This window comes from Rheinheimera sediminis, assembly GCF_004005375.1.
Taxonomy (GTDB): domain Bacteria; phylum Pseudomonadota; class Gammaproteobacteria; order Enterobacterales; family Alteromonadaceae; genus Pararheinheimera.
Genome location: NZ_RZUF01000009.1, coordinates 62316 through 77348, shown reverse-complemented (window position 1 = coordinate 77348; position 15033 = coordinate 62316). Strand labels below are relative to the sequence as shown.

10 protein-coding genes are annotated in these 15033 nt (G+C 47.6%); 5 read left to right on the top strand and 5 right to left on the bottom strand.

Features of this window, described 5'->3' with window-relative positions:
• Positions 1–120 precede the first annotated feature (120 nt).
• The 5 genes from EMM73_RS07600 to EMM73_RS07580 are packed head-to-tail and all read right to left on the bottom strand — an operon-like array spanning position 121 to position 5201.
• Positions 121–429, bottom strand: coding sequence for a hypothetical protein (locus tag EMM73_RS07600; protein WP_127685848.1), 309 nt, complete (start codon positions 427–429; stop codon positions 121–123).
• Entirely contained in the window at positions 426–920 is a 495-nt protein-coding gene (locus EMM73_RS07595; protein WP_127685847.1) for a hypothetical protein, read from the bottom strand. The genes EMM73_RS07600 and EMM73_RS07595 overlap by 4 nt, the downstream gene beginning before the upstream one ends.
• Before the next feature lie 12 nt (positions 921–932).
• The gene (locus EMM73_RS07590; RefSeq protein WP_186435158.1) at positions 933–3290 is read right to left on the bottom strand and encodes an ABC transporter permease; all 2358 of its coding nucleotides are present in this window, start codon (positions 3288–3290) and stop codon (positions 933–935) included.
• The gene (locus EMM73_RS07585) at positions 3283–3966 is read right to left on the bottom strand and encodes an ABC transporter ATP-binding protein (protein WP_127685845.1); all 684 of its coding nucleotides are present in this window, start codon (positions 3964–3966) and stop codon (positions 3283–3285) included. The genes EMM73_RS07590 and EMM73_RS07585 overlap by 8 nt, the downstream gene beginning before the upstream one ends.
• Positions 3963–5201, bottom strand: a complete 1239-nt coding sequence (locus EMM73_RS07580) for an HlyD family secretion protein (protein WP_127685844.1) — start codon at positions 5199–5201, stop codon at positions 3963–3965. The genes EMM73_RS07585 and EMM73_RS07580 overlap by 4 nt, the downstream gene beginning before the upstream one ends.
• A 768-nt stretch (positions 5202–5969) precedes the next feature.
• On the opposite strand from EMM73_RS07580, the gene EMM73_RS07575 reads away from it, so the two are divergent.
• The 5 genes from EMM73_RS07575 (at position 5970) to EMM73_RS07555 (ending at position 14540) form a co-directional block, all read left to right on the top strand.
• Positions 5970–9308 (top strand): TonB-dependent receptor, encoded by a 3339-nt coding sequence (locus EMM73_RS07575; protein WP_222422625.1) that lies wholly within the window; start codon positions 5970–5972, stop codon positions 9306–9308.
• A gap of 97 nt (positions 9309–9405) precedes the next feature.
• A complete protein-coding gene (locus EMM73_RS07570; protein ID WP_127685843.1) occupies positions 9406–10950 on the top strand; it encodes a tryptophan halogenase family protein in 1545 nt (514 codons plus the stop codon).
• A gap of 5 nt (positions 10951–10955) precedes the next feature.
• Complete coding sequence (locus EMM73_RS07565) at positions 10956–12338, top strand: tryptophan 7-halogenase (protein WP_127685842.1); 1383 nt, start codon at positions 10956–10958, stop codon at positions 12336–12338.
• 7 nt (positions 12339–12345) lie between these two features.
• Entirely contained in the window at positions 12346–13854 is a 1509-nt protein-coding gene (locus EMM73_RS07560; RefSeq protein WP_127685841.1) for a tryptophan halogenase family protein, read from the top strand.
• Positions 13854–14540: a DUF6445 family protein gene (locus EMM73_RS07555; protein ID WP_127685840.1), complete on the top strand. Its 687-nt coding sequence runs from the start codon at positions 13854–13856 to the stop codon at positions 14538–14540. Before EMM73_RS07560 ends, EMM73_RS07555 begins: the two co-directional genes overlap by 1 nt.
• Positions 14541–15033 lie beyond the last annotated feature (493 nt).

The following is a 15033-nucleotide window of genomic DNA, read 5'->3' as shown; positions in this document are numbered from 1 at the left end:
TCACAGTGTTCGCAGTTAACAACTTGATGTTTTTATCTTTGATTTGTTTTACTACAGCTCTGTTTATTTTGGCCTGAATCACACAAGGCGGGCAGTATTTCTCCGGCTCGGAAACACCAACTAACACCAGCGTATAGTCTGAATCCGCAAAGTTATATTTACCTTGAGTGACTTTTCCCAGTGGGTGCGATGCAAGAGTATCCAATATCTGATGTTCTGCATTAATCTGCGCAACCAGATCCCGTCCCGGGTCACCTGATTAAATTTCAATAAAAATTCGCCACGCTGATTAATCAGAAAGATCTCTGGGATAAATACAGGTTTCCCGACTTTACGATAGTCCAGAGTTGGAATGTTCAGAGTCACATCATCAGTCTGAGCAAGCACACTGCTCGAAGCTAATAACAACAGAAGTAAAATACCAGTCATTGCTTAAGCTCCGGATAATACTGGCCGAGCGCTTCTTCTGGTAAAAACTCAATAGTTCGCTCGCTTGAATAGACCTTATGCACATTGAGTAACCTGATGTTTTTATCTTTAATTTGTTTTAACACAGCACTATTAATTTTGGCTTGAATAAGACAAGGCGGACAAAATTTCTTCGGCTCAGAATCGCCAATCATCACCAACGTATAGTCTGAGTCCGCAAAGTTGTATTTGTCTTTTGTCACTTTCGAGAGCGGATGCGATCCCACAGTCCCCAGCACCTGATGCTCTGCATTAATTTGTGCGGCCAAATCCCTGGTCACCTGATTAAACTTCAACAAAAACTCGCCCTGCCTGTTAATTAAAAATACTTCAGGCGTAAATGCAGGTTTGCCAACCTGATCATAGTCTTTGGCTGAAACCTTCAGAGTGACCTCATTCGCCTGAGCAAGCACAGAAGTCACAACAAATAATAACGAAAATAAAAGACGCATAACCTAAATTCCCTATTGCAGATACTGCCAGCTCTGGTGTTTTATCTTGCGCACCGACAAATACAACACCACCAAAATAAACAACAAAAATATGAGGTTAAATCCGATAAACAGCAGGTAGATAGCCGAATTGCTAATGATTCTGTCCAGCCGGGTAAACCAATCTGGCAACGCCAGAGCAGTAGAGAGGACCAGTGGTAAATAAATGACTGACAAAGTGAACAGCTCTTTCAGCACTAACTGACGACGCCTTGCACCTAAAGTCAGGCGCAAAGCCAACTCCCTGGCTGATTTTCTGGTCAGTAAGCTGACCGCATTCAGGCAAAATAACAGGCTACTGACTAATACCACCAAAGTCAGCACCAGAGATGTACTCAACAGCGCCAGTTGCGGTGCTTGCTGCTGACGAATCAAGTCTGACACTGATATCACCTTTGGATTTTGCAAGGTGGTGTCCAACTTACTCAACTCCTGTTGCACCAGTTGCTGCAAAGGTTCAACTGATGCTGTACTTTTAAGTACTATGAACTCCTGCCCGGTAATAGTAGGAGTGACACGATACACAATTGGAGTCACAGGATCGTCAGGGTTAATGCGATGAATATCTTTGGCCACACCAACCACCTGAATAGCGCGGCGCTCACCATCATTCATGGTCTGAGTTATTTGTGCCTGAGATAAAGGTATGTCTTTAAAGTGCTGCTGCCACAACGACTCGGATATCACCACTTGCCAGTAGTTGTCCCAATTCAGGCTTTCTCCCTGTAGCAGTTCGATCCCCATCAACTCAAAGTAGTTAGGTGAAATATGATTAGTTAATACCTGTGCATTATTCCGCCCCGTTAGTGCCGCGCCTGTACTGGTGTAAAAAGTAACGTAGGAGGCAGCCGGGTGCAGCACAGGTGTCGAAGTCAGGGCTGCCTGCTGGATTTCAGCAGTTGCCATCAGGTTGCTGATCAGTAATGACGGTAGTTTATTGACAAAATAAGTGCCACCAAATTTGGGAAAATCGAAAGTGACAATAGACAACTGCTCAGTGTTATATCCACGGTCCAGCTGGCTGTAGCGCCACTGTTGCAGCAGCAATTGGCTGGAATATGTCAGGGCGCCACTACTCAGTACAAAAAGTGCAGCCAGTAGTACAAAGGTCTGCATTTTCTCCGCTTTAGACACAGTAGCACCGCGACCTAGCGAATGCTGAGTCCATCTGTGTTGCGCATACAGGATCAGGCTGATCACCAGAGAGACAACAAGCAATAGCTGCAGCAACACCCTGAGTTTGGCCGCTGACAACTCAAACTCTGTAGCTGGAATGTCCGGCAACATGAGGCCTAATAACGAAGCACAGGGCCAAAACAGTAGCAGAGAAAAAACCAATACCAGGCTGAGGATGATCAACATTTCAAGGTGACGTTGATAGCCTAATTGTGCTGAAGTGGCTCCAAGCATTTTGCGCAGCGACATTTCGTTCAGCCTTTTGTCGCTGGCACTGGCGATATGACTGGTAAAGGCCAACAAACTAAATACCAGCAGCCCCATAAACAGCTGACTGAGTAATCCCAGTCTGGCTTTAATAGTCTCAAATTGTCTGACCGACATACCAAAGGCTGCTGATGTAGTAAAACTTTCATCATCAAACAGCAGCGCTTCATTTTTCAGCTCAACTTCAAGCTGAGCCAGTTGCGGGGAAAGTGGACTGTTATGCAGCAAATAACTGAATACATCGGGGCTAAGTTGGTCAGCATCGGCCAATCCAAGCAAAGGCAAAAAGCTAAAAGGCACGACTAAATCCGCATGCTGTTCCGAACGAAAACTCACAAAGCGCTCTGGCATCACAGCAGCAATCAAAGCCAGTTTGCCGTTAAGCATCAGGGTATGACCTATCACATTTTTTTGCTGGAAATGGGAAGTCCAGAACTGATAACTAATGGCAACCTGCAGCTGCGTATCAGCAGCCGGAAACTCCATGGCGACAAAGCTACCCAACGCAGGTTTCACACCTAAAGCATTAAAACCTCCGGAAATAAAAGACGCGGCAACTTCATGCTCCTGATCAGCTTCAGACCACTTTAGCCAGCGCATTTTTTCGTAAACCACTGTCAGTTGCGCCCGTTGCTTGAATTCTTTCACCAGATATGAAGCCAAGGGTGATGGAGCTGTACCTTGCTGATGCACTATTTGAGTCACAGTGACTGAAGGATTTAGCGCAGCAAAACCAGGGCTCAGATAGGTATTCTGAATAGCCCATACCTGCAACAATAAGGCAATAGGTAAGGACACCAACCACAAGCTTAGCCAGGTACCAGCACTGGTTTTATGGCGTAACCACCAGTTTTGCAGTAAATCTGCTACTAATTTCGATTTAGCCATTTGAGATAAATCGCCCGTCAGACAAACGCAGAACTCTCTTGGCTTTAGTGGCGAAGCCAACATCATGGGTGATCAGACAAATGGTTTTACCCGCCTCATTCAATTGCTGCAGAATATCGAAAATCAGCTCAGCTGTTGCACTGTCGAGATTTCCTGAAGGTTCATCCGCCAAAATGAGCGAAGGGTTATTAATGATAGCCCGTGCAATAGCCACCCTTTGCTGCTGACCACCTGACAGCTGAGAAGGCAGACGGTCACTAAACTGCAGCATGCCTACCTGCTGCAGCACCTGTTCAGCTTTTTCCCGATACATAGATCTGGGAATGTCAGAGTTGTAACTTAAAGGGACACAAAGATTCTGATAAACACTCAGATGGTTGAGCAGGTTAAAGTTTTGAAAAATAAAACCAATTTCCCGGTTTTTCAGCAAAGCAACGGATTTATCTGTCAGTTGTCTGACATCATGTCCCAGCAAAAAATAGTGCCCCTGTCCCGGCGGATTGACTAAACCTAAAACAGATAACAGCGTGCTTTTGCCAGAACCTGAAGTGCCAAGAATAGCCACATAGTCTTGTTGCTCTATCACCAGGTCCAGATGATCTAATACTAACTGTTCAGTTCCATGATAAGAAAAACAAAGTTGTTCTAACCTGATAAGTTCGGATCTCTGCGTCATAAGCGGTATACGTCTTGATCGGCCTGTTGGGCCGGTATGAGCACAACCTGCTCACCGGCAGAAATTGAAGGAGTCAGTTCCAGATGACCTTTGGCACTCTGGCGGACTGTAATTTGACTTTTCATCAGTTGGCCATCCTGATACTGATACACCCACCATTGATCAAACAGCTCAAAATCGCCTGGTGCCTGTACAGCAGCAACAGCAGTGGTGCTGCTAGACTGAATTTGTGCTTCAACGGACTGGTCCAGATTCAGATTGTGACTTTGTGCCGTCAAACGCAGCCGCACCTGGATTGCACCTTCACGCACTATAGGGTCAATAAACTCAACCTGCCCCGGAAAATCTCCTGCCGGGGTTTTAACCGTGGCAGCATCTCCGACAGTCAGCGCCTGGGCTGAATACTGAGGAACAAATACTTCAGCATATAAAGGGCTGCTTTTAACCAGTTCCAGCAACACCTGGCCCTGACTGACAGATTGACCTACGTCAGCACTCAGGTTTTTAATCACACCAGTATCAGGGGCATAAAGAGTTAAAGCAGCTAAGCGTTCCGCCAGATAGCTGGCACGCTCTGCTACCACCTTAAGTTTCATCGCCATAGCAGTGTTTTGCTCAGCAACAGACTGGCGGAACAACTTAAACTGTTTACGTAGATTGTTGGCTTCAAAACCTGCCTGCTCGGCCATCAGCCTGTATTGTTCGTATTTCACCGCCGGCAAGACACCACTGTCTTTTAACTTTTCATTAGCAGCCAGCTCCAATAACTGTCGTTTGTATTCACTTTCGGCTTTGGCTGTTGCCATCTCAAGCTGCAGTTGTTGGGTATTCAGCTCACTTTTGCGCAAAGCAACGTCCGAGCTGGCTTCGGCTACAGCAAGCTCTGCTTCTTTTTGTTCACGTAACAGCGCAGAATTTTTTAATATCAACAACGCAGCGCCAGCTTCAATCACTTGTCCCTGTGATACAACCAGGCTTTCAACCACACTATTTTCCGGTGCTGTGATCAGTTGTTGCTGCAGGCTGACAATTTTGCCAGTACCAAAAACAGCTTGCTGTCTTTGTTCGCTCCAGACGGTAGAAGGTGAGGCCAGTCGTTGCTTCACTGCACTACTGGGACCTGATAATACCCAGATGCTGCCGCATACCAGACCAAACAACACCATCACAAGTATGGATAACCTGACTCGTCTGGCTAAAGAAGACTGAGATTTTAATAAGATGTAACGATGCACCTGAAACGAACCTCGATTTAGATTATTGATTCAGCATTATTTGCTGATAACTGGTAGTTTAGGATCATCACCACAGACTGTGGTAGTGATACACCGTCCAGACCCGAAACAACTGGTATGGCTAGTACACCACGCATAGGCAGAAGCACTAGCGATCAGCAAGGAAACTCCTACAAATAACTTCTTTTTGTGTTTAAAAAAGAACGCATTTTTTCATGTAAGCTTCCTTTGACAGCCTTAAAAAAACAACCAATTAAGGTACAAATGTATACTTGATGATAAAAAAACGTGTGTCAATAGCTTTTATCGCCTAAACAAAGTACTAACTCAGCCAGGTCACAACAGCCTCTCTGCCTTGTGCATTTTTGGTGCATAAAATTCAGTATGTAGCTTAGGCTAAAGCCACTACATCAACAGCCCGCAAGACTCCACAACCATCTAAATTAAGGTACAAAAGTTAACTGAATTTACATTCTTCAATATCCATTTAATACTCATCAGCACCAGCATCGAGCAAAGCCGCCCAAAAAAGGTGCGAATTCTGTTTTCGCTATTTCGTTTTTTCTGAGACGGTTTGACGTCCAGACCCACACAACGCACTATCAATTTGGGCAGCTATGACGAACATAACGTGGAAAAAAGCTGTACGTTAGCCTGAATCGTCCAGGAAATAAAAATAGCTGGCAAACAGCGCCATAGGGACAGCCGGGGGAGACAAACTGACTGCTGTTGAGTGGCAAAACAAAAACAAGAAGGGGGAGAGTGCTGATGGCATCAACACGAAAACTAACAGAGAAAAGGTCTGACAAACCCAGATTCAAACGATCGTTGCTGGCAATGGCCATAGTGGGCATGTCGGTGTCGGCTCATGCGCAAGACGCTGAAAAAGTGCAAGAGCAGGAAGCGGTTAAAGAAGGCGTAGAAATCATAGAAGTGAAAGGCACTAGAGCGAATTTGCAAAGCGCTCAGAACGTAAAACGTCTGGCAGATACCGTAGTAGACGGTATCTCAGCTGAAGATATTGGTGTACTGCCGGATCGTAGCGTGCTGGAAGCGATACAAAGGGTTCCAGGCGTTTCGATTGAGCGCTTCGCCGGCCCTGACGACCCGGATCACTTCAGTGTCGAAGGTAGCGGCGCTATTATCCGGGGTATGACCCAAACCCGCAGCGAGTTTAATGGCCGTGATTCTTTTACCGCCAACTCAGGTCGGGGCTTATCCTTTCAGGACGTCTCCCCTGAATTAATGGGCGGAGTGGACATCTATAAAAACCAGACCGCCGATATGATTGAAGGCGGTATTGGTGGCACAGTCAGTTTGAGAACCAGAAAGCCTTTTGACTCAAGCAGCCGTCTATTTGCTATCAGCGGCGACTATTCTTACGGCGATTTAGCTGAGAAAGGCAGCCCTACTATGTCGGCTATTTATAGCGACAGATATCAGCTCGATGATGGCAGTGAATTTGGCTTTTTGCTAAACGGCGCGCACTCTCAGCTTTATGGGGAGTCGCATGGTATTCAGTCCGACGCCTATGTTCAGGCTTATGCCAGAACTTTAGCTGGCGCTGAAGATTTTGTGGGTACTGATGGTAATGGAACTGTGTGGTTGCCCAATGCAGCTAACTTACTGACTAAATTTGATGACCGCGAGCGTACCGGTATGTCGACGGCTTTGCAGTGGCAAAACAGCGATGACAGCTTCCTTGGTACTTTTCAGTATATTCGTTCCGACTCACGCTTATCCTGGCATGAGCAGGCCGTGAAATATCAGGGCGGCTACTACGGCATAGAAAATCGCAGAACCCGCCCTCTGGAAGGCACTGAATTTGAATTCGATGACCAAGGCTTGTTTGAATCCGGTGTGATCACTCAGGGTGTGGACGGCTGGCGTGTTGCCGACGGCAACGTCGACAGAGTGCCCAGAGCTTGGGGTGATAACCCACGCAGCCAGTTCGGCTACATGACTCAATTTGACAGCAGGGTCAAAGATACTGAAACTCTGGTTGAAGATTTTTCGCTGAATTTTAAATGGAAACCTAATGATCGCCTGGAATTAACCAGCGACTTCCAGCTGGTACAGGCTGAAACCAGTGACGATGATGTGGTGGTTCATACCGGTGCCTTTGCCGGACAGGCCTATGATGTCAGTGGTAGTACTCCAACTATGGCATTAATTGACCCTTGGTTTGGTTATAGAGACGCCAATCCGGAGTTATTTGCCAACGGCTATCCTGGTTTTAGCGGTGATGCGGCAGGTGACAGCAATTATTTCCAAGACCCAAGCTCCTATTTGCTGCGCAGCGCCATGGATCACTATGAACGCTCAGAAGGTGACTCATTCGCCACTCGTTTAGATGCTACTTATCAGCTCGACGATAAAGGTATTCTGACCTCTATTCAGGCTGGCGTGCGTTATGCCAAACGTGAGCAAACCGTGCGTTCCACCAGCTGGAACTGGGGGGCTTTAGCACCAGATTTCAGCAGCGCTGCTCCTGCAGGTTGGTTGGATACGCTGGAAGGCTCAGCCACTGATTTTGAATTGGTCGATTGGTCAGACTTCCATGGTGGTGGCATTGCCAATATACCGGGCAACCAGACGATACATGCCACAGAAGCCTATGTCCGCTCTATTATGGGCGCAAACCCTGCCCGGCAGCCATTCCAATCTGCTGGCGGCAGTTGGGTCCCCTATCCACAACGCGCTGGTGTAGATTCAGAATTTGGCATTTTCACCCCTGGTGAAGTGAACAACACCACTGAAACCAACAAAGCAGTGTATTTCCGCTTGAACTTTGAAGGTGACGGCGATTTACGCTACAGCGGTAACCTGGGTTTACGTTATGTGGTACTGGACCGTCAGGCCGATGGCTTTGTCACTTTCCCAGACCTGCTACCGGATTTCCTGCCACCAGCAGCACTGCAAAACCAGCAGCTGACTCAACCTGTGGTGCTGGATTATCTGAACCAGCAGATAGCAGCAGGCACTTATGCTGATCTGGAGGCTGCACTGGAAGCCCCGGAAAATCGCTGGGCGGGTGACCCAATTAACTATCTGCCTGATAACGACAGAGCTTTTGGTAATGATGCGGAACAGCGCCTGACGGCTGACACCAAGTTCACTATGCTGTTGCCCAGCTTTAATATCAAGGTAGAGCTGACTGACGAGCTGATTAGCCGATTTGCTTTTTCAAAAGCTGTGGCTCTACCTGATATGGGAGATGTGCAAAACAGAGTAAGTTTGGGCAATGAATCTGTGCAGTCAGTCAGGCCTATTCAGGTTATTGATCCGGATAATCCGCCTCCGCCACAGGACAATATGATCCAACGTGCCTTTGTACCGGCCTGGACTGGCAGTGGTGGTAACCCCTACCTGAAACCAATGGAGTCAGTGCAGTACGACATCTCTTTGGAATGGTATTTTGCTGACGTAGGCCAATTGAGCGCCACCTTATTCCATAAAGACTTGAAAAATTACTTTGTGCAGGGTGCATTTCCGCAATCCATGACCAACCCGGTCAGCGGCGCAACTCAAACAGCCTTGATCAGTTCAACCACTAACGGTGGCGATGGCAAAATGGATGGTTTAGAACTGTCTTATCAACAGTTTTATGACATGCTGCCTGAACCCTGGAATGGCTTAGGTATGCAAGCCAGCTTTACCTATATAGACGCCAGTGGTGTACCAAACAACCAAACGGATATCGAAGATGAAAGTTGGCTTGGTGATGATTTTTCAGATACAGGTATACGCGTCAACTTAGACAATGTACCGTTACAAGGACAGTCGGATCGCACCTTTAACCTGGTGGGTATGTATGAAAAAGGCAAATGGAGCTCACGACTGGCTTACAACTGGCGCTCTAAGTACCTGTTAACAACCAGAGACGTGATCAGTAAAGCGCCTCTGTGGTACGACGACACAGGTCAGTTGGACGGTTCAGTGTTTTACAATATGACGGAAAACTTCAGTATAGGTTTGCAGGCGACTAACCTGACCAATACCCAATCTGAAACCCTGATGTTGTTAAACAATGAAGGTCAGGAAGCGGGTCGCTCCTGGTTTGTTGCTGACCGTCGTATCGCTTTAGTGATGCGTGGCAACTTCTAAAGTTGTAGCTCAGTAAAACTATCAGGTCGTAGTATCCAAGTTGCATTTTGGTGGCTAACACCAAAGTGCAACTTGTTACTTGGATAGAGACTAAGTCATGATGGAAGCTAAACAACGTATCGTGATTTTGGGTGGTGGCACTGCAGGTTGGATGACTGCAGCGGCCTTATCCAGATTTTTACCTCCACATAGTTACAGTATTCAACTGCTTGAATCGGCGCAGATAGGCACTGTGGGCGTGGGCGAAGCCACTATTCCGCATATCCGCCAGTTTAATCAATGGATTGGTCTGGACGAGTCTGAGTTCCTTAAGGCTACAGGGGCTAGTTACAAACTGGCTATCCGTTTTCGCGGTTGGGGTCAGGCAAACAGCGATTATTACCACCCTTTTGGTTTAAGTGGTGAGGATTTATATGGCCTGCCTTTTCATCAGCACTGGCTCTGGTTACAGCAGCAGAAAACTACTTCATTAAAAGACTATGGTCAGTACTCGCTCGCCGTACTGATGGCACAACAAGGCAAATTCAGCCGTCCCGCTGCTGATCTGAAAGACCCCTCCTCTAGCTTTAATTACGCCTATCATTTGGATGCAACTCTGTATGCCGCTTTATTACGTCAGCATTCAATAGCTCAGGGGGTCGAGTGGTTAGATGGCAAAGTCACGGCTGTGACACAACATCAGAACGGTGATATTGCTCAACTTATATTGGAAGATGGCCGGCAGATAGCTGGCGATCTTTTTATTGATTGTTCAGGTTTCAGCGCTTTGCTGATTAATAAAACACTGCAGACTGGTTATGACAACTGGCAGCATTGGCTACCTTGCGATAAAGCCTTGGCTGTGCCGAGCGAAAAAGCCCCAGCACCACCTTCTTACACCAGTTCTAAAGCCATGGCTGCAGGTTGGCAATGGCGTATTCCTTTGCAACACCGCACCGGCAATGGCCTGGTGTATTGCAGCTCTTACCTGACTGATAGTGCAGCAGAGCAAGCATTGATGACAGGGCTGGAAGAACAAGCTTTGGCACCAGCCAGAGCATTGCAGTTTGTTACGGGGCGACGCAAACAAAGCTGGGTGAACAATTGTATTGCTATAGGCTTATCTTCAGGTTTCCTTGAACCTTTGGAATCCACCAGTTTGTATCTGGTGCAAATTGCCATTGAAAGCCTTCTGCAGTATTTCCCTTCCCACCCGGTTGGGGATATAGAGCGCGAGCTGTTTAACCAAAAAATGCAGCTTGAATACCTGAGGGTGCGCGACTTATTAATACTGCATTACAAGCTAAATTCCAGACCTGAACCTTTTTGGCAGTATTGCGCCCAGATGGCAATACCTGACAGTCTGGCGCAGCGACTGGAGATGTTTAAAGAAACAGGCCATGCGCTGGAATACCGGCAAGGGCTGTTTCAACCTGCAAGTTGGCTGGCACTTTATCTGGGCCAGGGCCTGCAACCAAAGCAATTGGATACTCGTCTAGGCGCTTTGGATCCAAACCAGTTAGAGTCCTGGTTCAGCCGCTATCAGTACCAGCTGCAACAGGTGGTGAACGCTATGCCAGAGCACCATCAGGTATTACAGCGCACTGAGCTGGCAGGCGCTGCCGTTGCGCCCGCCTTTAGTTTGTACGGACACAGGGGGTAGATCGAATGCAACAACCTCTGGTGTTCATAGGTCATGGCCTCTGGTTACAGATGGCAACAGCTATAGTAGCCAAGCATTTACAGCCTTTTGGTTATCCCTGTATAGCGATAGAGTTACCCGCAAAGGCGAAAGAACCAGCCGCCATGGCAGGCGGGCCTGAACTGGTCACTCTCTGTCAGATGCTAGGTTTGCCACTGCAACTGGTACTGGCAAGAGCCCAAGCTACTTTTTCTTTAGGAAGTCAGTATCAAAGTGGCGACAGCAGCTGGTTTGTGCCTTTTGGCCACTATGGCCTGAATGCAGCTGCGGCTGAGTTTGAACAGGCCATACTGCAGTTATTGCGGCTGGACGCCAACAGTAAGGCCGAACAGTTTTGTATAGCAGCATTAGCAGCAAGCCAGGGAAAATTTGCTTTGGCACCGGCAAACAGACCGGATCTGGCCGAAGCATTAAGTTACGGCTTGCATCTGCAGACTGCTGAATTCGCAGCTTGCCTGAAGCACTATAACCAGCAGCTTGGTGTGACCTTCCTCAGCAGTCAAACAGTGGAGATGAAGTACAGCGCCGAAGGCCAGATCAGCACGCTGCAACTGGATAATGGCACTGCTCTCCCTGTGGGGTATTGCCTGGATTGTAGGACTGAACCCGCAGCAGACGAAGCAAGCCACACTGTGCAACTGTTCTGTGCACAAGATACAACAGTGCTCTTGCAGCAGCCGCACAGCTCTGTGCTCCAGACCTCATGGGGCTGGTTAGTACGACTGCCCTTGCAGCAAGGTAGTCATTGGTTTAGCCAATGTACTGACCCGACTCTTGAGCTGTCGCACTTCAGACAAGAACTACAGCAATTGACAGGCTTATCCGAGTGGCAGCACAGTACCAGACAACAACCGACAGAGTCTCAACCCTGGCAGCTTAACCATCTGCGCTTTGGTCAAGCTGCAGCGACTTTAGATTGCCCTCTGTACAACGGCCTGAACGCCTTGCAATATCTGCTGATACGCTGGCTGGATTTGCTGCCCAACCAAAGCTATTGCCCTGCTACGGCGCTGATGTATAACCAGCACTGGCAACAGTTTCAGTCTGAAGTGCAAGACTTTTTGTGGTTACATCAGCACCCTCTTGCGACTAAAACAGGCCAGGCTTTTGCCCGTTTAGGCCGTGTACTAAGTACAGAAACCGATGCCATTAAAGCTGGCCAATGGTTTGGTTTGATGCAGGGTCTTGGCCTGAAGCCTGAACTGCGCAGTATGTTACTGGCTCACAGGACAGACACAGAAATACACCAAGGGTTAAGGCAAGTACAACAACAAATCGCCAGGTTAGTTACGGCTATGCCCTCTCAGATCGATACCCTGAATCGCTGCCTGCAGCAGCTTTCACATTGAGGTAGTTATGATAGAAAAAATAAGAAAAATCATTGTATTAGGTGGTGGCTCTGCCGGCTGGATGACAGCTGCAGCTTTAGGGAAAGTGTTGAAAAATCAATACTGTCAAATTCAGGTGATTGAATCAGAACAGATAGGCACTGTAGGAGTAGGTGAAGCCACTATCCCACAGATTATGCTCTACAACGAATTAATTGGGCTGGACGAAAACGACTTTATGCGTCGTACTCAGGCCACCTTTAAACTGGGTATTCAGTTTGTTGACTGGCAAAAGCAAGGCAGCAGCTATTTTCATGCTTTTGGTGATGTTGGCAAAAATATGGAAGGACTGCAGTTTTACCACTACTGGTTAAGAATGCGCGCTTTGGGTAAGGCTGCACCACTGGATGAATATACCCTGAGTTCACTGGCCTGTCTTGAGCAGCGTTTTATGCGGTCTATGGATGCAGGCAACTCACCATTATCGAATATCGCCTACGCCTTTCATTTTGATGCAGGACTTTTTGCCCAGTATCTGCGTGAATTAGCCGAGCAATGGGGCGTGCAGCGCACCGAAGGAGAAGTGGTTGAAGTACGACAGCTGGATAATGGCTTTATTCGCTCTTTGCGTCTGGCCGATGGCACTGAACATGAAGCTGACTTTTTTATCGACTGCTCAGGCTTTCGCGGTCTGCTGATTGAGCAAACCCTGAAAACCGGCTATGAAGACTGGAGCCACTGGTTACCGTGCGACAGAGCTATCGCAGTGCCAAGCGCCACAACCTCTGAACCCTGGCCTTTTACCAGAGCTACAGCCCAGCGAGCCGGCTGGCAGTGGCGTATTCCACTGCAACACAGAGTGGGTAATGGCCATGTCTACTGCAGCCGTTTTATGTCGGAAGACGAAGCCACTGCTATTTTGCTGAAGAATCTGGATGGTGAAGCGCTGGCAGAACCCAGACCTATCCGCTTTGTTACTGGCAAACGCAAACAATTCTGGAATAAAAACTGTCTGGCTGTTGGGCTGGCAGGTGGCTTTATGGAACCACTGGAATCCACCAGTTTGCATTTGGTGCAGGCCACTATTTCTAAACTCTTTAGCTTTTTCCCCGATCGGAATTTTGCCCAAAGTGATATAGACGAATTCAACCGTCAGATGCATTTTGATTATGACAAGATCCGGGATTTCCTGATCCTGCATTACCATGCCACAGAGCGCAATGATTCAGAGTTCTGGAATTATTGCCGCACTATGCCAGTGCCGGATGAACTAAGCCAAAAAATCCAACAATTTAAGGCCAATGGTCGTATCTTCCGTTTTAACAATGAAATGTTCAGCGACTTGAGCTGGTTTGAAGTCATGCTGGGTCAAGGCATAACACCACAAGGCTATCACCCTATGGCCGATTTGTTCCCTGAAGCTGAGCTGGCAAAACGGCTGGAGGGGATTCGCAGTGTGGTCCGTAAATCTGTCGACTATATGCCGTCGCATCAAAGTTTTATTGATCAGAACTGCAAAGCCGGAAAAATCTATTAATGAGGCAGCCTAGACTGAGGTTTAGCCGGATAGGCCAGCAGCAACAGCCGCTGCTGGTGGTAGATGATTTTATTCCACAACCAGAGCAACTGATCCAGTATGCCTTGCAACAAGCAGATGTCAGACAGGCGGCAGGCTTGTACCCGGGTTTACGTTCCACTGCACCGGCGGCTTTTGGCTCCTACCTGTTGCAGTATTTAGCTCAACCACTGCAGCAGTGTTTTGCTCTGGATCCGACCCAACTGCAGCAGATTGAAAGCTACTTTTCCCTGGTCAGTACTCCGGCGGCAGAATTATCGCCTATGCAGTCTATTCCCCACTTTGATCGGCCTTGTCCTGATGAACTGGCGGCTATTTATTATTTATGTGATGAACGCCATGGCGGCACCAGTTTTTATCGGCATCGCAGTACAGCTTATGAGGCTATTACGCCAGAACGTCAGGATTCTTATCAGCAAGCGCTACAGGCTGACTTTCATAAGCATGGTATCCCTAAGGGCTACATTTGTGGTGACACGCCACTGTTTGAAGTGATTGCTTCGGTGCCAGCCCGCTTTAATCGTCTGGTACTGTACCGCTGCTCCTCTTTACACTCAGGCGATATCAAGCCCGATTATAAATACGATCTGAATCCGGGTTCAGGGCGTTTTACCATCGCATCTTTTCTGTCTGCGGCAAAGATTTGACGCAAACGAAACACATCTCACGGATCGGCAGCTCGTGTTGCGCTTTATTCGGGAAAGGGCTCAGAGGCCAGACTGACTCGCCACCAATGATCTGTTCAGCTTTAGGCCACATTAGCTGATGAAGCAGCGACACAACAGCCCACAACACAGGCCAGCACCACCAGCTCACATCATCTGAAATAGGGCTAAGCAGCTGATTGCAGGAATCTCTGTTCGAACCGAGCTGGGTTGTTCCGTCTCGCCCCAGCTTGTTATGGCGTGCGGCCAAGCCTATTGAGACCCACAAAAAAACTGCACATTCAGGCAGTGAAGGCTTAAAGCTCTTATATGAATTAGCTTATCTATATGATTTGTAGAATTAAATGCATTCTATTCGGCACTCATTCTCCAGAACTCAGGTTCAATTACAGCTGACTGCATTGATCAAACGAAGAAATGCAAAAAAAAGCAAAAGCTTAACGCATTTTGGCAAGGTTATATTTTTTGTCCAGTC